Consider the following 19,688-nt stretch of genomic DNA (forward strand, 5'->3'; position numbering starts at 1 on the left):
TTTAACATGCGATGAGGCTCCGGCCCCCATGCTAGTCTGGACTTCCCATGATCGTATTGGCTTCGCAATCGCCGCGTCGCAAGGAGATTCTGCGGATGGCCGGACTCCCTTTCACCGTGCGTGTCCCCGGCGTGGAAGAGGTGCGGCAAGCCGGCGAAACGGCGCACCAATATGTTGAGCGCCTGGCTCGCGAAAAGGCACTGGCTGTCGATGCCTTGCCCCAGGAGTTCGTGGTTGCCGCTGACACTACGGTTGTCGTCGATGAGCATGTTCTCGAGAAGCCCGCATCCGAGGCGGAAGCCATAGGCATGCTTACCCGTTTGAGGGGCCGCCAGCACGTCGTCCTCACCGGAGTCTGTGTCCGGCACAATCATCAAGTCTGGAGCGGGGTGGAGTCGACGGCCGTCACCTTTGCGCCCCTCACGGACGCGGATATCCAGGCCTACGCTGCCAGCGGCGAGCCCTTCGACAAGGCGGGCGGCTACGCGATCCAGGGCTTGGCCTCCAAGTACATTACGCGCGTCGAAGGCTGCTTTTTCAATGTGGTAGGGCTGCCGGTCGCCCGGCTGTACGAGATGTTGAAAGCCGCCGGCTACAGTTTGGCTTTGGGGTAACGCTTCTTCATCCAGTCCACAAAAGCCTGTGGGACAGCCATCGTGGAGAGCCGCCCCTGCCGGATCAGCGCCCAATCGTCAAACAGCCCGGTAGCCTTGATCTCAGGCAGGGTGACAGGCGGATCGATCTCGCCGGTAAACTCCAGGTCGACAACCGCCGACTTCGGGTTTGCCGGGTCAGGCCGCGGTGCAGAGGTGATTTTCGCAAGCCCCAGGATCTTCGACTGTCCACCGCTGTGATAGATGAACACCCGGTCGCCAGGCTTCATGCAGCGGATCACCGCCACCGCCTGGGCATTCGTCACTCCATCCCAGGTCGTGGCTCCATCCCGTTTGAGTTCGTCGATGGAGTAGGTGTCAGGATCAGTTTTGGCGAGGAAGTAGGCCATCATTTGCCGCCTTTGTGCAGGGAATACCGGATTGTTGCACGGGCCAGTAGTCCCATGACTTTCGCCCCCGGAAATTCGGACAGGATCGTATGCTTCATCATATCAGTGAGTTGCCCGATCTAGCCGGCCTCCCCAGGGACCCGGCGGACTCACATTGCTGTTGTACAATAGATTGAACAATAAACTGGGGCGCGTCAACGATCCCGGATTGCTGGCAGTGTCAAGTGTGGCCCCGGTGAGTGAGAGTTTCGTGGTCAAGCGGAGGGTGACGAATGAGGTCGAACTGGAAGCTGTCCCTGGGACGGCTCCTGTCTTTGTTCCTGATGTTGGCGGCTGGAGGGGTTCTCGTCGCTCAACAGGAGAATGCCAAAGGCGCGGGCGGTCAAAAGCCGGCCGAACAAGGTAAGCCAGTTGCTGGCGGCGAAGATCTCAATGTTGCCGCGCCGGTAGACCCCAAGAGCTACAAGATCGGTGCGGAAGACGTACTCAATATTCGTGTCTGGCGCGAGAACGACCTCAGCGGGAATGTTGTCGTCCGGCCTGACGGCAAGATCACTGTGCCCCTGGCGGGCGAGATGGAAGCCGCCGGTCTGACGCCGGAACAGCTGACAACGAGGGTCGGCGAGGCGCTTTCCAAGTTCCTGACGAAACCCGAAGTGATCATTTCCGTCGTGTCGGTGATGAGCAAGCGGTACTATCTCTCGGGCAATGTCAACCGCTCGGGGCCAACCCCGCTCGTCACCCCCACCACCATCCTGCAGGCGCTGAGCGCCGCTGGTTTGGGGCAGTGGGCGAAGAAGGGCAAAATCGTCGTCATGCGTGGGACTGAGCGCATCAAGTTCAACTACAACGACGTGATCAAAGGCAAGCACCTGGAGCAGAACATCTACCTCCAGGATGGTGACCACATTTTTGTGCCGTAGGCTGTCACCCCGGAGGAATTAACCATGACGACAGCATCAATGCAGCCGACTCAGGGTCTGCAGGACCAACCCATTTCAGTGCCCCGGCGCGCGCTTGATATCGAAGACTACATCGATATCCTTCGCCGCCACCGTTCCTGGATCCTCGGACCATCTTTCATCGGCTTGGTGGCCGGCGTGGTGACCGCATTCCTCTGGCCCAACTCCTACATGGCCCAGGGCATGATTCGAGTGGTGCCTCCTCAGGTCTCCTCCCGCCTGGTTCGGACCAACATCACGGAAGAAATGTCGAGCAAGATTGCGTCGACATATCAGAACATTGTCAGCCGCCCGAATCTGCTGAACCTGATCCAGACCTACAACCTGTACCCCGACGACCGCAAGCGGCTGCCAACCGAAGATGTCATTGAGAACATGCGCAAGGACATCCAACTCGGGCAGATGCAATCGGTTTCCCGCGGTATGGGCGGCCGCGCCAATAGCGTCAGTGCTTTTAATGTCAGTTTTTCGTATTCCGACCGACGGCTGGCCCAGAAGGTCACCATCGATTTGATGTCCAGGTTCATCGACGAGAGCATCAAGTCGCGTTCCAATCAGAACCTGATGACGACTGAGTTCTTCAAGGACCAGTTCGACACCGCCAAGCGGGAGTTGGAAGAGATCGACAGTAAGATCTCCGCCTTCCGCGGCAGCAACATGGGCACGCTGCCGGAGCAGGAACAGGCGGCGCTCGGCCGCATCACCGCCCTCGAGGCGTCTGCTCAATCCATCAACAGCGAGATCAGCCGTGCGCATCAGGACAAGTTACAGTTGGAATCGCAGCTCCGCGACCTGAGAGATCAGGCCCAGGCGCTGTCCCAACCGGTAGCCGAAAGTTCAGTGCCCGGCACCGCGAAGAACGAGCGCCTGGCCGAAGTGAACCGCGAGATCGAACGCACCGAAGCCACCATCGCCGCCCTCCGGGAAGCTTACAAAGACTCCCATCCGGACGTGCAGCGGGCCCTCGCCTACCTGCAGAGCAAAACCAAGATTCGCGAGCAGATTCTTCGCGAGAGTGAAGGGGCGAGGATTGACACCTCAGCGCCCAAGACCAGAATGGTGATTCCTCCCGCGAATGCCAGCAAGTTGCGTGAAGTGAACAGCCTCATTTCCCGCGTGCAGACCAGCCTCCAGTCCAAGGACATGGAACTCGAAGATCAGAACCGCCAGTTAGCGGATTTGCGCGGGAAGATCCGGAATGCCCAGGCACGGCTCGAATCCAGCCCGTCAGCCAACCAGGAATACCTCCAACTCATGCGTGATAGGAGCCTCGTCGCCACGCGCTACGACAACCTGAGCAAGAGCATGCAGGAGTCCGCGATGGCGACTGATATCGAAACGCGCAAGCAGGGTGAACTTCTGGAAGTGCTGGAGCAGCCGGCCATTCCCGAAGAACCCTATGCTCCGAAACGGCCATTGATTGTCGGTGTTGGAGTATTGCTCGGAGTTGGTCTCGGTTTCTCGCTCGCCGCTGGGCGGGAGCTGAAAGATACCTCTTTGAAGAATCTCAAGGATGTCAGGGCCTATACGCGCCTCACTGTCCTTGGTAGCATCCCTCTGTTGGAAAACGACTTTGTAGTGCGCCGCCGCCGCCGTATCGGTTGGCTCGCCTGGACCGCCGCGTTTCTTGTCGGGGTTCTTTTGATGGCTGGCTCCGTGGCGTATTACTACACCTCGAAAGCGTAGTGCGTTCGCGGCAATTTCTGTAGAGAATGACTGGAAGAAATCGGAGAGACCTATGAGCCGAGTGCACGATGCCTTGAGGCGTGTCGAATCCACCGTGATGGGAACACCGGTTCCACCGGAATCGGTTTCGGGCGGACGGATAATCAGTCCCGAACCTGCCAATGCACTGCGTGGATTGCTGGAACGCATTCAGACGATCCCGTTCACTCCTTCTCCAGACGCTTCTCTTCTGGATTCCAGCCGCCCCAGCGAATCGCCGGCCGAGGAGTTCCGCAGTCTTCGGACCCGCTTGAACCATCTGCAGAGCCTGCAGCCGATTCATAACGTCGTGCTGACCTCCGCCTCACCTGCGGAGGGTAAGTCCTTCTCGGCCACCAATCTGGCGCTGGCTCAGGCGCAGTTGGAGGGCAATATGACCCTCCTGGCTGACTTCGATTTCCGCCGCCCCGTCATCCACACCTTCTTCCAGGTCCCTCGCAGCCCGGGGATCACCGACTATCTTCAGGGCAAGGCCACCCTGGAAGAGGTCATCAAGCGGATCGAAGGCACCAATCTTTGTATCATGCCCGCGGGTGAAGCCGTGCTGAATCCGCTGGAACTCCTGAACCTGCCGGAGGTCAAGAATATGCTCGACCTCCTGCCCTCCATCTTCAACTGGGTGATCCTCGACACTCCACCCCTGCTCTTCGCCGCCGATGCCAACCTGCTGGCCACTCTCTGCCACGGGTTGGTGATGGTTGTGCGCATCGGCAACACGACCATCGACGCCGTGACTCGCGCCATGGGTTCGCTCTGCCAGAACAACATTCTCGGCATCATCGTGAACGGCGCGCATCGCGGAGAGCTGTACAGCAAGTACACCTACTACCACTCGTATTACTACTCGAAGCCGGACTAACCACCACCCGGTCTTTGTCTGATGACGCAAGAACCAGCCGGTTCCTATCCGCCGAAAGGCCTCAGTGAGCGCTCTTGCCGGCTGCTCGCCGGCCTCGATACGGGGCTCGCGGGGGCGATTGTCCTCGTTGGCTGGTTCCTGTTCCACTCCTGGCTCACCGGTGAGTTCTGGTGGGCGAAGCTAAACGTAGCTGGGGCTCTGTTTTACGGCAGCTCTGTCTACACCATGGGCTTCAGCCGCGCTTCCCTGGCAGGGGCTTCTCTCCTGCTTGTCCTTTACACCGCGTTAGGCGGGCTTTTCGGTCTCATCGCGCGCCCGAGCGGCTTCACTCGCAACCTTTTGCTGGGCATGCTGCTTGCCATGACTTGGCACCTCCTGTCTCAGCGTTATTTCTGGCGCCGTCTCGACTCCTTCGGACCGGCATACTTTCCAGTGCTCTCCACTTTGCCGGCTCACCTTATCTTTGGTTTGAGCCTCTCAAGATTTTCCAGCCGCTTCCAGCGTCTCGCCTTGGCTTTTGGGGATTCTGAATGGGTGGAGGATTTGTTGAGGAACCTCCATCAGGAAGAGGCGCAGCCACCGGCGGAACCGTCGCCCGTGTTCGGCCCTGCCGGCTCATCAGAGGTCACTGACGTGGCGGGTCCCGTGGAATATACCCATGAGACTCCTGAAGTCTCAACAATAGGCCCGCCAGAGCCCGTGGATGCAGCGCTGCGGGCTTCGACGGCCCCCGTCGCAGGCGAGCCCGCAGCCGACCCTGGAACCCCGCTGGAAGCCTCCCAGCAGACAGCTTCTGAAGCTCCTCCGGATCAAACCAAGCCGCCGGCCGGCGAGGAATCTTCGCCTTCGGTGAAGTCGGATTGTTGATCGATTCAAGATTCCGCTAGAATGGAGGCTTGTGCCTGCGTGCAGCGATGTTTCTTCCATGTAACGGCGCCGGACTCCGGTGCGTCTGAGGCGAAGGCGCAGAAAGAAAGGATCTTGACTGTTCACGATGACCCGCAGGCGTAGAAGCCTGAAAGCCGTACCGCTTTGCCTCGTTGTCCTTTCGATGATCATCGCGGGCGCGGCGGGAACTGTGCAGGCAGAACCCCAAGCCGCGCCTCCACAGGCGCAGGCCCCAAAACCGGCTGAGCCCAAGAAGGCAAGTCCTTTCGAGAACGTATCCCCAGCGCCGGAGGCTCAACCCCCGAAGCCAGCTGAAACCAAACCGGCCCCTCCCTTCGAGACGGTACCGGCTCCCAAAGAGGAGCAGGTCAAGCCGCCCGCCGGTACACCGCCCGTGGCGGAGCCCGCCAAGGCTCCCCAAGCGCTGCCCGACGTCATTGAAGCCATTGAGTTCCGCGGTGCGCGACGCGTTCCGCAGGACACCCTCAAGGCGTTGATCATGACGAAGAAGGGCGACTACTATGACGCCGACGGCCTCCACCGCGACTTCATGCGGTTGTGGAACACGGGCCGCTTCGACGACATCACGATCGAACGCGAAGCCGGCAAGGTCGGTTGGATTGTCCGTTTCCTGGTCACTGAGCGGCGCGTCGTTCGTTCCATCAAGTACGAAGGCAACAAGTCGATCACCGTGTCCGAAATCCTGGATCGCTTTAAGGAACGGCGCGTTGGTCTGTCCGTGGAACAGCAGTACGAGCAGGGCCGCGTCCAGCGGGCTACCAACGTGCTGAAAGAGTTCCTCTCCGAGCGCGGCCGCCAGTTCGCCTCCGTGACTCCGGAAATCCGCCAGATTCCCCCATCTTCCGTCGAAGTGACCTTCAAAATTCAGGAAGGCGCCAAGGTCAAGGTGGGTAAGATCGACATCGAAGGCAACAAGGTATACGCCGACCGTGCTGTCATTCGGGCGATGAAGAATCTGCGGCCGATTGGTGTCCCGCATTCCGTCTTCCTCGAGAGCCTTTTTGCCAAGACCTTCGACTCCACCAAGCTGGAAGAGGACAAGGAACGCATCCGCCAGTTCTATGCGTCGAACGGCTACTTCCTCGCCCGCGTCACCGATCATAAAGTGACGATGCGCGATAAGGCCGGTGCCTCGATGCCTTTCACTCGTGCCAAGGCCGGCAAGGTGGCTGACGTCACGATGAACATGGACGAAGGCGTGCTCTATCGCCTCAACAACATCAACTTCGTCGGTGTCAAGTTGTTCCGTACGCCGGAAACCCTCATGCGTCCCCTGTTCGGAATGGACAAGGGCGACGTCTTCTCTACTGAGAAACTGCAGAAGGGCTTCAAGAATCTCACCAAGCTGTACGGTGAATTCGGCTACATCGACGCAGTGCCCGAGCCGGATTTTAACCCGCTCCCCGAAGGCAAGATCGACCTGACGCTCAATGTTGACGAAGGCAAGCAGTTCTTCGTCCGCCGCATCGATTTCCAGGGCAACACCACCACTCGCGACAAAGTCATCCGCCGCGAATTGCTGGTCGATGAAGGCGACATGTACAACACGCGTTTGTGGGACCTCAGCATCCTCCGCCTGAACCAGCTCGGCTATTTCGAGGCGCTGAAGGAGAACGAGTCCACGAACGTTACTCGCGACACGAAGAACAACACAGTTGATCTCACGGTCAAGGTGAAGGAACGCGGCAAGAACTCGATCAGCCTCAATGGCGGTGTTTCGGGTATCTCCGGCAGCTTCATCGGCTTCGGCTACTCCACCAACAACTTCCTGGGTCTTGGTGAAACACTGAGCCTCAACGCCGAAATCGGCGACCGCATGAAGAACGTGACATTCGGCTTCACTGAGCCCTATCTGTTCGACAAGCCCATGCAAGCCGGCTTTACGATCTACACGCAGCATTTCAACTACGATCAGGCGCGTGAAGTGTCACTGTTCTCCGGCCGCAACCTGATCCCGCTCTACAACGCACTGGGTGCCGACAACCTGCTGAAATATACCTCCAACGGTTACGGCGCAACTTTCTTCGTCAGCTATCCGCTGAAGCGTTCCTTTGCGCGCCTCAGCATGACCTACGGTATTGATCGCTCGAACATCGTTCCGAACAACACAGGATCGAAGAGCTACTTCGATTACTCGAACTTCCTCAACTTCGACGGTCCGAACTCCCTGAACGGCATCGTGACCAGCCGCGTGATCCCGGCCTACACCTACAACACGGTAGACCACCCGATCACGCCGAGCCGCGGCCGCAGTCTCTACGCCTCGTTCTCGTTCGCCGGCGGCCCCCTCGGCGGCAACGTGAACCTGATCGAACCGACAGTGTCCGCCACCTATTTCCGGAAGGGCTTCTCACCCAAGCACGTGATCGGTATGCGCGCCATGGGGCGCTACATTTCGGGCTATGGCGATCGTGTCGCACCTCCTTTCAATCGCGTCTTCATGGGCGGCGAACAGGACGTCCGCGGTTTCGAAATCTGGGGGATTGGGCCCTTTGCCTACATTCCCAGTTCCGCCGCCGTCAATGTGCGCAACAACGACGGCTCCGCACGCACCCAACAGGTCATCGTCAACGGAGTCCTCCAGTCGCAGAACGTCACTCAGAACATCCCCATCTATCAGTTGGTGTTCCCTGGCGGCGACACCCAGGGTGTCGGCAACTTTGAATACCGTATCCCGATTGTTGGACCGCTTGTCCTTGCGGCCTTCTTCGATGCCGGTGTCAACCGCATCAGCAGGGATAGCCAGTTGCGGTTGAATGCCAGCCGTGTGGATACGCTGAACGGCGCGTTTCCGCAGGCCGGTTTCGACAACAAGGCTTTCATTGTTGGAGAGAGCCAGAAACTTCGCACCTCCACCGGTCTCGAACTGCAGATCATGATGCCGGTGGTCAATGCACCATTCCGTCTCTACTGGGCCTACAACCCGACGGTTGTCAGGCAGTACTTCGTTCCTCCCATCGCTGTAACGCCCGCTATGTTCCCGAACTACGCGACGTATGCCTACGCCTCGCAGACCTTCGCGAACCCGGCGCCCTACTACGAAAAGAGGACGATGTTCCGGTTCACCATCAGCCGTACCTTCTGAGCCTCAGCCTGACGCTGCAGCGGCATGTTAGGATCATATAGTTTGAGGAGTTTGACACAAGTGAGATTCGACGCGAAGCAGATGGGCCTCTCTGTCCTGGCCCTCATCCTGACGGCCCCGGCCCTCCCGGCGCAAGCGCCCACCAAGGTGGCCATTATCAACATCCAGAGTGCCATCTTGGCCACGAAGGACGGCGAAAAGGCCCGCACCGCACTGACGGCAAAGTTCGAGCCCCGCGCAAAAGACCTCGAAAGCCGCGGTGGTGAGCTGCAGAAGAAGCGGGAAACCCTCAACAAGGGCGCCAACATGATGTCCGCCGAGGCTCGCGAGAAGCTCACTCGCGAGATCGACGACTTCCAGAAGAAGCTGCAATGGGATAGCGAAGATATGCAGCAGGAAGTGCAACAGGAGCAGGGCAAGCTCGTCAACGACATCGGTCAACGCATGATCCAGGTCCTCGACGAGTACTCCAAGGCTCAGGGCTTCACCATCGTTCTCGATGTCAGCACCCAGCAGAGCCCGGTGCTCTGGGCTGCCAATGGCATCGACGTCACCCAGCAGATCATTGATCTCTACGACAAAAAGTACGCCTCTGGCGCTCCGGCCGCCACTCCGGCTGCCCCGGCAGCCAAGCCTGCCGCTCCGCCCGCTGCCGCGCCCAAGAAGCCGGCTGGCGCAAAGTAAGGCAATCTTCGGATAGATAGAGAAAGAGCCCGGCGCAAGCCGGGCTCTTTCGTTTTGGCGAGTCCCAAACTCTCGGGATCGCCGCTTTCCCTACTCACCGCAGCCCGCTACGCCTAGTAGCCACTGGGTACAATCCGGAAACTCTCTTTCCACTGTCCGCCCGCCGCCACGCTCTGCAGCCCTTTGTACCAGCCGTCATGTGCGGCATTGAATGCGTTGGTGGGGCCAGTCATGGGCTCAAAGCAGACAAATCCGCGGCCGGGGGGCGCGTACACCACCGCGACCTCAAAATGCGGACCGTACTCCACCGTGATCTTCTGCTTCTGCCCCTCCACCCAGAATCGCGCCTTGCCATCCGCATCCCGCACGAGTCCATCGAACACATCATCGAGAGTGATGCCTTGCAACGGTTGCGGATCCTTGTATGGATTGATTGCACGCTCACCGGTCGGGATCAGCCGGTTCGAAAGCGCCAGTCGGTCCTTGGCGGGCAGGTGGACTTTCCACGCGTCGCGCGGTGCATCCGTCACCTGAAAATAAGGGTGATAGCCAAGCGAGACGGGCATCGGTTCCGCACTCAAATTCTCGATCGCGGTCTCTACTTCCAGGGCGCCGTCCGCCAGGCGGTATGTCATCTCAATGTTGTGCGCGAACGGGAACTGCGCCATCAACTCCGGATGCCTCCAGAACTCCAGCCGGGACGTGATCACCGCGGCGTGCCCGTCGGCCTTTGCACTCTTTACCCGCCAGAGATCCGTATACACCAGCAGGCCGTGAATCGGCGTGTTGTTCGGCCCCGGCTTCACATTGCCCACCTCCAGGTCGAGCGAGTACTTCCGGCCCGACGCATAGTAAGTCGTGCCATCAATCCTGTTTGCCCAGGGCCAAAGCAGCGGATTCCCGAGATGGGCGGGCTTCGCCGCAAATTCGCCCACGCTGGTGTAAGGCGACCAGAATACCTTCTGTCCCTTCACCGTCATCTCGTAGGAGTTGTTACCCAACCCCGGAGCGATACGGACCTCGGCCGCATGCGCCTGGTCACGCAGGATGTAAACTTCGACGGAATCGACCGTCGTCTTTTCAATGGAGTAGTTGGCAGCTTGTGTCATGGAAGTGGCGCCGAACAGGCATAGTCCGGCTGCAAGTGGAACGAGCGCGTTGCGCATGTTCCTGAGTTTAGTTCGTTGGGTCGGTATCTTCCAACGCCGGATCCCGCAAATCCAGTTTCATGGGACGCTGGCAGCACTGGCAGTTACCCGGAGTCCAGGCGCGGATCGAGCAGATCTCGCACCAGTAGGTGACCATCATGCGTTTGCCGCCGCTCCAGGCAAACAGTGCCTTCTTGTAGATCGGATCGGCTTCAAACTGGGTTGGCCCCGTAAAGTGGCCCATGGCCTCGAAATCCGCATCCTTCAGCCTTTGGTCGCGCAGGACGCCCACCGTGGCCGCATCACCACTTAAGTCAATGACCTTCCCGTCCTTAGTGAAGATGCCTGGCTTCGTTCCGTCAGCCTGCCGCAACCGGCCTCTCACGGACGTACGCTCTTCGGCCGCCGTCATCCGGAATGGCAACACAGCGGTCGCGAGAAGCAATACACGGCGCGTCATCAATCAGTTGGATGCGTTTTGGTCCGCAAGAGTCGCAGCCCGTTCAGCGTAACGGCAAAGGTCGCGCCCATATCGGCCGCCACCGCCATCCACAGCGTTGCCATGCCCGCCATGGCCGCCGCCAGGAACAGGACCTTCGCTCCCAGGGCAAAGAGAATGTTGCCTTTGATCACACGCAGCGTCCGCCGCGAGTGATCGACCAGAAACACCATCCGCCCCAGGTCATTGGTCATGAGTACGCCGTCCGCCGTTTCCCTTGCCATATCCGCACCTTGGCTGCCCATGGTGATACCCAGACTGGCTTCCGCCAGCGCTTCCGCATCCGTGAGGCCATCCGCCACCATGCCGACATGGCCGTAGAGCCGCCTCAACTCCCGTACGCGCGCGGCCTTCTCAAGAGGGTAAAGATCCGCCTCCACTTCGCTTACCCCAGCCGCCGCGGCTGCGGTCCGCCCGGCTTGGCAAGGGTCGCCGGTCAAGACCAGAACCCGCTCCACCCCCCGCTGCTTCAACTGCCGCAGAACCTCGCCGGCGCCCTGCCTGGGTGCGTCGCAATAGGCCTCCAGCACCAGATGCCCCGACTCCTCCCAAACCGCCGCTGTCCAACCCTTCCCCGCAAGCTGCTCGACGGCCTGGAGGACGCTGCCCTGTGCGCCTGACTCGCTCAAGGTCCGGGGTGTCAGCGGCCAGTCGACGCCCTGCTCGCCCTTCCATGCCTGCCAGTTCCGAATCTCCTGGCTCTCGGCTTCGTTCAGAGCCCTCTGGTCCGCCGCCTCCGGCAGGCCGCTTGTCAGCACCCCAGCCCGTCCCAAGACCAGCACCCGCATCCGTGCTGCTTCTTCGAGGAATGTCCCGCCTTTCAGCAGTACACCTTGCCTCGCCGCACTCGTCAGCGCCGCAACAATTGAGACCGGCGTCGAAATCACCAGGGCGCACGGGCAGGCGATCAGCAATACCACCATTCCCTGGTAGAACCATTCGCTCCAGCCGCCGCCCTTCCAGATTGGCGGGAGCGTGCTCACGAATAATGCCAGCAGCAGCACCGCCGGCGTGTAGTACCGCGTGAACCGTTCGACGATCTGCTCGCTGGGTGCTCTTCGCGAATGAGACTCTTCCACCATGCGAATCATCCGGGCGAGCGTGCTGTCTGAAGCTTCCCTGCTGGTCTCCACCTCCAGCGTGCCGCTTTCGTTGATGGTTCCCGCGAAAACCTCTTCGCCAGCGCGCTTCTCCACCGCGACAGACTCACCCGTGATCAGCGCCTGATTGACGAAGGAGACACCCTCCACCACCCTGCCGTCCGCCGGGATCCGTTCACCCGGACGGACGCGCACCCGGGCGCCCACCCGAATCGTCTCCACCGCCACTCTATGCTCATGACTCCCGTGGATGACGGACGCTTCCGGTGGAGCCACGGCCAGCAGGCGCGCAATCGCGTCCCGCGCCCGAACCATGCTCCAATGCTCCATCCGGCCCGCCAGCGCGAACAAGAACGAAAGCGTGGCGGCCTCGGTCCATTCGCCCAGGATGCTGGCGCCTACAACGGAAAGCAGGACCAGCAGGTTCATATCCGCCCGCAGGCCGCGCAGTGCGGCCCACGCCTTCGGCAACGCAGGTATCGCGCCAGCGCAGATGGCCGCCCAGAAACATAGCTGCACCGCCAGCGGCAGATGATGGCCCGAATGCTCGTGAACCAGCACCGCGTGCACCAGATCGCCCGACTGCCACGCCTCCACGGCCATGCCGCCGGCAAGTGCCAGCCCACTGGCCCAGGTGAAGGCAACCGCACTATCGATGCGGACAGCCTGTCCCGCCTTTGCGCTGCCTCTCAACCACTTTTCACACCGCATCCCAATCGAGGCAACGGCGGATTCGATCTCTTCCGGCGAGGTCTTCTCGGCCGAGTACTCCACGTCCATCCGCGCCTGAACTACGTCGAAGCGCAGGTCCCTCACTCCGTTCACCCGGCTGAGCCGTGAACGCAGCAGTGATACCTCCTGGGCGCAGTCCATCCCATGAACACGATACTGGGCTACTTTGTTAATGAGAATCTATCCTCAATAACATTGTAGCCGAATTGGCCCTCACCTGGGTAACAATGGAGGAAGAGGGCCACGATGGCAGCGCACAAGATCCACGGCAACCATTCCCACGTGCACGGCGAGGATTGCGGGCACACCGCCATCCTGCACGCGGGGCATGTAGACTACTTGCACGACGGTTGCCTGCACACTGCGCATGGCGACCATTTCGACGAATGCAGGATTCCGGTTTCCAGCGCCAATCCCGATGCGTGTACCCCCGCGCACACCTGCGCCGGGCACGAGGCAGGCCATCGTCATGGCGTGGGCTGCGGACACGAACCGGTGCCGCATGGGGACCACGTCGACTACCTGGTGGACGGGCACCTGCACCATCCGCACGAGTCGCACTGCGACGATCACGGAGCGGTAGAGCTGACCTGATGCGCCCTAGTCGTCGCCGTTTCTCGAAAGCAGTTCGCGCAGCCGGCTCAGGTCGGGAATGCTCACCCGGTTCTTGCCCAGGCGCACCAGTTCCAACTTCTCCAGGCGGTTGAGCTGGGTCGAAACCGTTTCTCGAGTCGATCCCGCCAAGCCTGCGATCTGGATCTGGGAGATGCCGATATGCGCCTGCATGGAGTCTCCTGCTGGAGCCGGAAACACCGTCGCCAGTTCGAGCAGGGCGGCGAGCAACCGCTGCTCCACACCCATCTGTGAGTGCTGGCTCATGCGAAGCAGCAGCGACCGGCGCTGCAACGCGAAGCGTTCGGCCAGCCAAAGCCCGACGTTCGGGTCTTCGGTCTTTGCCTTCAACAGGTTTGACCGCCGGATGCGCCATACCAGCGAAGGATCCATCAGCGCCGCGCTGGTTTCCCGCTTCCGCTTTCCATAGATCGCCTCGTCGCCCAATACTTCACCGGGGTGGACCAGCGTCAAGACGTACTCAAGGCTACCGCGCCGTTGTTGAAACAGGCGCGCTGCTCCACTCTCTACGAAATAGAAGCTGTCCGCCGCGTCGCCTGCCTGGTAGAGGGCAGAGGGGTATTTCCAGGACGCGAGACGCTCTCCATCCATCGCCTGCACAAATTGCAAACCTGCGTGAACACTGGGTTTCATGGATCAGAACTGCGAAGCTGAGCGAGAATGGCCGCTTCGACAGGCGGCTGGATAAAATCTAAGAGCCATTATAGTCGAAATACTGCGGCGTGCTTATAGCGGCCCGTTTATTTTGCCGCCTGTTCGCTTTAGGCGGTCAGCGCGATTTGCGCAGGCGTAGGGCAAATTCTTTCCCCTGCGCGAAGTCCGCTTCCAATTCGGCTGTGGCGTAGCGGGCCCGCAGGGCTTGGGCTTCAGCGATAAACAAGTCGAGAGCCTCCAATATTGACGGCCGGTTGGTCTCGAGAATATCGCGCCATATATCCCACCCGCTCAAGGCGAGCCGCGTGGAATCGACAAGTCCTGGTCCCGCAGCAGCGGCAATTTGTTCTGAATCAGGATTACGGCCAAGAGATCCTGATAGCGTTGTGGACAACAACTGTGGCAAATGCGAAGAATGAGCCACGATCCGGTCATGCTGGGCTGGCGATAGCACTCTTGGCACGGCTCCAATCTTCCGGACCCAGTTGACGAACGCCCGCGACGCTGGCGTCTCCAAGTCGGCCTCGGCCTTGGGGGTCAGCAGATAGGGCCGGCCTGCGAACAATTGGCCCTCAGCGGCCTGCACGCCGCGCGACTCCTTGCCTGCCATCGGGTGGCCGCCCAGAAACTGAGCCCGTCGCAATTGGGCGCCGCAATCCGCGATTCTTTGCTTCGTGCTGCCGGCGTCCGTCACCAGGGCGCCTTCTTTGACGAACGCGTCCAGTTGCGGGATGGTCTCGAGAATCGAGTGAATCGGACCGGCCAGATAGACCAGGTCGGCTTGCGCGCACGCCCGGTCCAGGGACAGACCCTCGTCGATTACCCGGTAACGCAGCGCTTCGGCAATGGTCCGCTCCGAGCTGACCCCGATAATGCGGCCGCCGAATCCGGCCTCCCTCAGCGCGAGAGCGAACGAGCCGCCGATCAACCCCACCCCAACAATGGCCACCGTCTCCATGGCTTGCCTAGATCGTCCTGCCGACGGCTGGCGCGATGTTGTGGAGTTGTCCCATCAATTCCGCAAACTGCTCGGGACTCAACGACTGGGCTCCGTCCACCAGAGCCGCATCGGGATCGGGGTGGACGTCGATCAGCAAGCCGTCCGCACCGGCGGCCACGGAGGCCCGCGCCATCGGTGTCACCTTGTCGCGTCGCCCGGTGGCGTGCGACGGGTCGGCCATGATCGGCAAATGCGACAATTTGTGCGCCACCGGAATGGCCGAAATGTCCATCGTGCTGCGGGTGTCCGCCTCAAAGGTGCGGATACCCCGCTCGCAAAGCACAACCTCATAGTTGCCGCCCAGCAGGATGTACTCCGCCGACAGCAGCAGCTCTTCCATCGTCGAGGCCACACCGCGCTTCAGCAGGACGGGCTTGCGCACCTCGCCCAAACCGCGCAGCAGGACGTAGTTCTGCATGTGGCGCGACCCCACCATGAACATGTCGGAATACGCGTCCACCAAGCCAAGTTGGGAGAGGTCGATCACCTCGGAGCAGACGAATAGCCCGAACTCGTCCGCCGCCTGGCGCACGAGCTGGAGCCCGGCTTCACCCAGGCCTTGGAACTGGTAGGGGGAGTTTCTCGGCCGGAACGCACCCGCCCTCAGGAAACGAGCTCCCGCCTTTGCTACGGCCTCAGCGGTGCGCCGCACCTGGTCTTCGCTTTCGACGCTGGGTGGCCCGGCCATCACGACGACTCTTTGGCCGCCGATCTCCACCGTGCCCGCACCTGCCCGCTCCAGCTTCACCACCGTGCCTTCCGGCCGGAAGCGCCGGCTGGCCAGCTTGTACGGCGACATCACGCGCAAACACTCTTTGACTCCGTCCATCACCCGGAACTCTTCCGGATCCACCACTTCGGCCGGGCCCACTCCGCCCAATACCGTGTGCACTACGCCCGTCGAGCGGTGCACGGAGAATTCGAGGTTCACCAGCTTTGTGATGACGTTTTGAATCTGCTCCTCGGTCGCGCCTTGCTCCATCACGACGATCATTTGGTTTTATCCCTTTCCATGCGCTCGCGTTGCAGGGTACGCATCTCGTCAATGATGCGTTCGAACAACCGCCGTACCGCGCCCTCGGATAGGGGGCCGCGGTTGCCCTGCAGCACGTTGCGGAATACTTCATCTTCCCGCTTTGGCTCGTAGATTGGCATGGTCATCGTCTTCTTGATGTCGCCAATGCGGGAAACCACGTCTGCCCGCTCGTTGAAGAGCGCCAGAATTCTCAGGTCGACGTCGTCGATCAGGGTACGCAGGTCGGCTAACGCTGCCTGTGCTTCTTCATTCGTCATGGCCGCCCGCTCAACCCCCGAGTGAATGATTCCAACTGCGCCGCCAGGTCGGCCGAGGCTCCGTGCTCCTCCACCACCCGCATGAACGCACTGCCCACCACCACGCCATCGGCGTAGCCGCCAATCGCTTCCACATGCTCGCGCCGGGAGATGCCAAAGCCCACTGCCACCGGCAGCGGGGTCAGGGCCTTGAGCTGCGAGACCAGTTCGTGAACGCCGCCCGCGACCGTAGCCTGCTCACCGGTCACACCCGTCCGCGACACCACATAAACGAAGCCTGTCGAATACTCGGCCACCAGCTTCAGGCGCCGCTCCGTGCTCGTCGGCGCGGCCAGGAACACTGTGTCGAGCCCGTGCTTCTTCATCGCCGCAACGGTCGAATCAGCTTCCTCTACACTCAAATCGGTGAACAGGCACCCATCCACCCCGGCTGCCCGCGCCTCCGTGCACAGCCTGTCGAAGCCGTAGCGCAGCAACGGGTTCATGTAGCTGAACAGGATGATCGGCATCGCACTGCGCGCCCTGATCTCTTTGGCTATCTCCAGGACCCGGGCTACGGTCGTCCCGGCGTGCAGCGCCCGGTCCGATGCGTGCTGAATCACCGGGCCGTCCGCGATGGGATCGGAGAAGGGAACACCCAGTTCCAGCACATCCGCTCCGCCGCGCTCCAGCGCCAGCGCCAGTTCCACCGTGCGGTCCGGGTGCGGATCCCCGGCGGTCAGATAGGCGACCAGGGCCGGCCGGCCGGCTTGCTTGCACGCCTCGAAACAGCGCGCGATCCGTTCACTACTCGGCATCGTCTTTGTCCAGTTCTGGGAAGTTCTCGCGGTAGATGTCAGTATCCTTGTCTCCGCGGCCCGAGAGATTGATCAGGTAGACTTCGTCCTTCGCCCCGGGCGCCCGCCGTAGCGCTTCCGCCACGGCATGCGCCGACTCCAGCGCCGGGATAATGCCTTCGGTCCGCGCCAGGGTTTTGGCTGCAGCCAAAGCAGCTGTGTCAGTCGCAGAGACATACTCCGCCCGGCCCTGATCGTGCAGCCAGGCATGCTCCGGGCCCACCAGCGCATAATCCAGGCCGGCCGAGACCGAGTGCGTCAGCGACACTTGCCCGTCTTCATTCTGCAGGAGATAACTGTACGCGCCCTGCAGCACGCCGGGGGAGCCGCCCGAGAACCGTGCCGCATGCTCGCCCAACTGCCCGCTGCGTCCGCCCGCTTCCACTCCAACCAGCTTCACGCCGGCATCCCCGATAAAGGCCGTGAATACGCCAATCGCGTTCGAGCCGCCGCCCACACACGCAAAAATCGTATCCGGCAGCCGGCCGATCCGCTCCAGGAACTGGGCGCGCGCTTCGTCACCTGTGCAGCGGTGGAACTCCCGCACCATCATCGGGTAAGGATGCGACCCCAGCGCCGAGCCCAGCAGGTAGTGCGTGCTCGATACGTTGGTCACCCAGTCGCGCATCGCCTCGCTCACGGCGTCCTTCAAGGTCCGGCTGCCGCTGGTCACGCTCACGACGCGGGCGCCCAGCATGCGCATGCGGAACACATTCAGCCGCTGCCGGCGCATATCCTCCTCACCCATGTAGACGACGCATTCCAGCCCGAATAAGGCGCAAACCGTAGCCGTGGCCACGCCGTGCTGTCCGGCGCCGGTCTCGGCGATGATCCGCTGCTTGCCCATGCGCCGCGCCAGCAGGATCTGCCCCAGGCAGTTGTTGATCTTGTGGGCGCCTGTATGCAGCAGGTCTTCCCGCTTGATGAAGATCCGCGCCCCGCCCAGCGTCTGGCTCAGCCGCTTCGCTTCGTACAGCGGCGTCGGACGTCCGGCAAAGTTGGCCAGCAGGTCCTTCAGCTCCGCCCGGAAGCCTTCGTCCTGCTGCGCTTCGTGGAATGCCCGCTCCAACTCCTCCAGCGGAGCCATCAGCGTCTCCGGGACATAACGCCCGCCATACGGCCCGAAGTGGCCGCCGGCGTCCGGTGTTTGTGTAGTTGTGCTCATAATCTTGTTTGCCGTACGGCCCTCAGGAACTCCGAGACCTTGCCGTGGTCTTTCCGCCCCGGTGCCCGCTCCAGTCGCGAACAGGCGTCCACGCCCCACGGCCGCACCTGCTCAATCGCCTCGGCCACATTCTCCGGCCCCAGGCCGCCCGCCAGCACGATCCGGCCCGGCAGATCCATGGCTAGGGACCAGTCGAATGTACGGCCCGTGCCCCCGCGCAACGCTCCGCTTGGCGTATCAATCAGATACGCCTCCGCGCCGCCTGCTTCTATTCTCTCCCTCAGGCCTTCGCTGGTGGCGGACCATGCCAGCCACAGCCGCAGCCCGTCCAGTTCCGCCGGCTGGCCGTGCAACTGGGCGACATCCAGCCCGGCGGTCTCCATCACCTCGCGCACGTGGGCGGCCTCGGCGTCGACGAATACCCCGACCCGCAGCACCCGCCCGGCGAGCGCATCCGTAATCGGCCGCGCCGCCTCAGGCGCGATATAACGCGGACTGCGGGGCCAGAAGTTGAAACCCAACCCATCAGCCCCGGCTTCCACTGCCTGGACGGCATCCTCCATGCTCGTAATGCCGCAGATCTTGACGAAGGTGCTCATCCGATCAGCGCCTTCAGCGCCGCCGTCGGATCGTTCGATTTCATGAGGTGCTCGCCCACCAGGAAGGCGTGGAAACCCGAGGCGGTCAGCCGCTCGACATCGGCCCGCGAGTGGATCCCGCTCTCCGCCACCTTCAGCATCGAGGCCGGCATACGTGCCGCCAGCCGTTCGCTGGTTTCCAGGCTCACCTCAAAGGTCCGCAGGTTGCGATTGTTCACGCCGATGATCTCGGCGCCGCTCTCCAGTGCCTTGTCCAGATCTTCCTCGTCGTGTACTTCCACCAGGCTCGACAGCTCAAACCGCGAGGCCAGCTCCCGGAGATGCTGCAGCTCCTCCCGAGAGAGGATCGCCGCAATCAGTAGGATGGCGTCCGCACCGCTGGCCGCCGCCTCCAGCACGTCGATCTCATCAATGGTGAAGTCCTTGCGCAGCACCGGCAGGAACACCGTGGCTCGCGCCGTCTTCAGATCGCTGAGACTGCCCTGGAAGAACTGCTTGTCCGTCAGGACCGAGAGGGCCGCCGCACCGCCCTCAGAGTATTGCTTGGCCTGCAGGCCCGGATTGAAATCGTGGCTCAGGACGCCCTTGCTGGGCGAGGCCTTCTTGATCTCGGAGATGATGGCCGGCTGCTTCTTCAGCAGCGCCTGCCGGAAATCGCGCCTCTGCCCTTTCTGGAAGTTAGCGCTCTGCTCGATACTCCGCCGGAGCTTGCTCTTCTCAGCGACTTCTTGGCGCTTGACCTCGACAATGCGGGCGAGGATGTCAGGAATAGATGCGGACATCAGGGGAATCTCCTACGATA

At 61.4% G+C, this 19,688-nt stretch carries 20 protein-coding genes; 8 read left to right on the top strand and 12 right to left on the bottom strand.

Going from position 1 to position 19,688, the window contains the following annotated elements; genetic code table 11:
- Positions 1–47 precede the first annotated feature (47 nt).
- Entirely contained in the window at positions 48–614 is a 567-nt protein-coding gene (locus tag IRI77_RS34725) for a Maf family protein (protein ID WP_194449506.1), read from the top strand.
- On the opposite strand, the gene IRI77_RS34730 is transcribed toward IRI77_RS34725, so the two are convergent.
- Positions 593–1,006 (bottom strand): EVE domain-containing protein, encoded by a 414-nt coding sequence (locus tag IRI77_RS34730; RefSeq protein WP_228486478.1) that lies wholly within the window; start codon positions 1,004–1,006, stop codon positions 593–595. The two genes, IRI77_RS34725 and IRI77_RS34730, sit on opposite strands and share 22 nt — an antisense overlap.
- A 269-nt stretch (positions 1,007–1,275) precedes the next feature.
- Here IRI77_RS34730 and IRI77_RS34735 point away from each other — a divergent pair, with 269 nt between their 5' ends.
- The 6 genes from IRI77_RS34735 (at position 1,276) to IRI77_RS34760 (ending at position 9,227) form a co-directional block, all read left to right on the top strand.
- The gene (locus IRI77_RS34735) at positions 1,276–1,926 is read left to right on the top strand and encodes a polysaccharide biosynthesis/export family protein (protein WP_194449507.1); all 651 of its coding nucleotides are present in this window, start codon (positions 1,276–1,278) and stop codon (positions 1,924–1,926) included.
- A 24-nt stretch (positions 1,927–1,950) separates the two neighbouring features.
- The gene (locus IRI77_RS34740) at positions 1,951–3,651 is read left to right on the top strand and encodes a GumC family protein (protein ID WP_194449508.1); all 1,701 of its coding nucleotides are present in this window, start codon (positions 1,951–1,953) and stop codon (positions 3,649–3,651) included.
- Positions 3,652–3,703: 52 nt separating this feature from the next.
- Positions 3,704–4,549 carry a CpsD/CapB family tyrosine-protein kinase gene (locus tag IRI77_RS34745; RefSeq protein WP_194449509.1) on the top strand — a complete coding sequence of 282 codons (846 nt, stop codon included), beginning with the start codon at positions 3,704–3,706 and terminating at the stop codon, positions 4,547–4,549.
- A 21-nt stretch (positions 4,550–4,570) separates the two neighbouring features.
- Complete coding sequence (locus IRI77_RS34750; protein ID WP_194449510.1) at positions 4,571–5,416, top strand: hypothetical protein; 846 nt, start codon at positions 4,571–4,573, stop codon at positions 5,414–5,416.
- A gap of 127 nt (positions 5,417–5,543) precedes the next feature.
- Positions 5,544–8,543 carry an outer membrane protein assembly factor BamA gene (gene bamA, locus IRI77_RS34755; protein ID WP_228486479.1) on the top strand — a complete coding sequence of 1,000 codons (3,000 nt, stop codon included), beginning with the start codon at positions 5,544–5,546 and terminating at the stop codon, positions 8,541–8,543.
- 60 nt (positions 8,544–8,603) lie between these two features.
- On the top strand, positions 8,604–9,227 hold the full coding sequence (locus IRI77_RS34760) for an OmpH family outer membrane protein (protein ID WP_194449511.1): 624 nt from the start codon (positions 8,604–8,606) through the stop codon (positions 9,225–9,227).
- Positions 9,228–9,340: 113 nt separating this feature from the next.
- Here IRI77_RS34760 and IRI77_RS34765 read toward each other — a convergent pair whose 3' ends face one another.
- From IRI77_RS34765 to IRI77_RS34775, 3 genes are all read right to left on the bottom strand, one after another.
- Positions 9,341–10,336, bottom strand: coding sequence for an aldose 1-epimerase (locus tag IRI77_RS34765; RefSeq protein ID WP_194449512.1), 996 nt, complete (start codon positions 10,334–10,336; stop codon positions 9,341–9,343).
- Between the two features lie 67 nt (positions 10,337–10,403).
- Positions 10,404–10,820, bottom strand: coding sequence for a hypothetical protein (locus IRI77_RS34770; protein WP_194449513.1), 417 nt, complete (start codon positions 10,818–10,820; stop codon positions 10,404–10,406).
- 14 nt (positions 10,821–10,834) lie between these two features.
- Positions 10,835–12,886, bottom strand: a complete 2,052-nt coding sequence (locus IRI77_RS34775) for a heavy metal translocating P-type ATPase (protein WP_323745382.1) — start codon at positions 12,884–12,886, stop codon at positions 10,835–10,837.
- A 66-nt stretch (positions 12,887–12,952) separates the two neighbouring features.
- Between IRI77_RS34775 and IRI77_RS34780 the strand changes: the two genes are divergently transcribed.
- Positions 12,953–13,300: a hypothetical protein gene (locus IRI77_RS34780; protein WP_194449515.1), complete on the top strand. Its 348-nt coding sequence runs from the start codon at positions 12,953–12,955 to the stop codon at positions 13,298–13,300.
- A gap of 6 nt (positions 13,301–13,306) precedes the next feature.
- Here IRI77_RS34780 and IRI77_RS34785 read toward each other — a convergent pair whose 3' ends face one another.
- The 8 genes from IRI77_RS34785 to trpC all read right to left on the bottom strand — a co-directional run bounded on the left by IRI77_RS34785 (position 13,307) and on the right by trpC (position 19,668).
- Entirely contained in the window at positions 13,307–13,972 is a 666-nt protein-coding gene (locus IRI77_RS34785; RefSeq protein WP_194449516.1) for a Crp/Fnr family transcriptional regulator, read from the bottom strand.
- Between the two features lie 136 nt (positions 13,973–14,108).
- Positions 14,109–14,951, bottom strand: a complete 843-nt coding sequence (locus IRI77_RS34790; protein WP_194449517.1) for a prephenate dehydrogenase — start codon at positions 14,949–14,951, stop codon at positions 14,109–14,111.
- Positions 14,952–14,958: 7 nt separating this feature from the next.
- Positions 14,959–15,987, bottom strand: coding sequence for a 3-deoxy-7-phosphoheptulonate synthase (gene aroF, locus IRI77_RS34795; protein WP_194449518.1), 1,029 nt, complete (start codon positions 15,985–15,987; stop codon positions 14,959–14,961).
- Positions 15,984–16,286, bottom strand: a complete 303-nt coding sequence (locus IRI77_RS34800) for a chorismate mutase (protein WP_194449519.1) — start codon at positions 16,284–16,286, stop codon at positions 15,984–15,986. Before IRI77_RS34800 ends, aroF begins: the two co-directional genes overlap by 4 nt.
- On the bottom strand, positions 16,283–17,083 hold the full coding sequence (gene trpA, locus IRI77_RS34805) for a tryptophan synthase subunit alpha (RefSeq protein ID WP_194449520.1): 801 nt from the start codon (positions 17,081–17,083) through the stop codon (positions 16,283–16,285). Before trpA ends, IRI77_RS34800 begins: the two co-directional genes overlap by 4 nt.
- A complete protein-coding gene (trpB, locus tag IRI77_RS34810) occupies positions 17,073–18,287 on the bottom strand; it encodes a tryptophan synthase subunit beta (RefSeq protein WP_194449521.1) in 1,215 nt (404 codons plus the stop codon). The genes trpA and trpB overlap by 11 nt, the downstream gene beginning before the upstream one ends.
- A complete protein-coding gene (locus IRI77_RS34815; protein WP_194449522.1) occupies positions 18,284–18,886 on the bottom strand; it encodes a phosphoribosylanthranilate isomerase in 603 nt (200 codons plus the stop codon). Before IRI77_RS34815 ends, trpB begins: the two co-directional genes overlap by 4 nt.
- Positions 18,883–19,668: an indole-3-glycerol phosphate synthase TrpC gene (gene trpC / locus IRI77_RS34820; protein WP_194449523.1), complete on the bottom strand. Its 786-nt coding sequence runs from the start codon at positions 19,666–19,668 to the stop codon at positions 18,883–18,885. The genes IRI77_RS34815 and trpC overlap by 4 nt, the downstream gene beginning before the upstream one ends.
- Positions 19,669–19,688: the final 20 nt, after the last annotated feature.

The organism is Paludibaculum fermentans, assembly GCF_015277775.1.
Classification (GTDB): Bacteria; Acidobacteriota; Terriglobia; order Bryobacterales; family Bryobacteraceae; genus Paludibaculum; species Paludibaculum fermentans.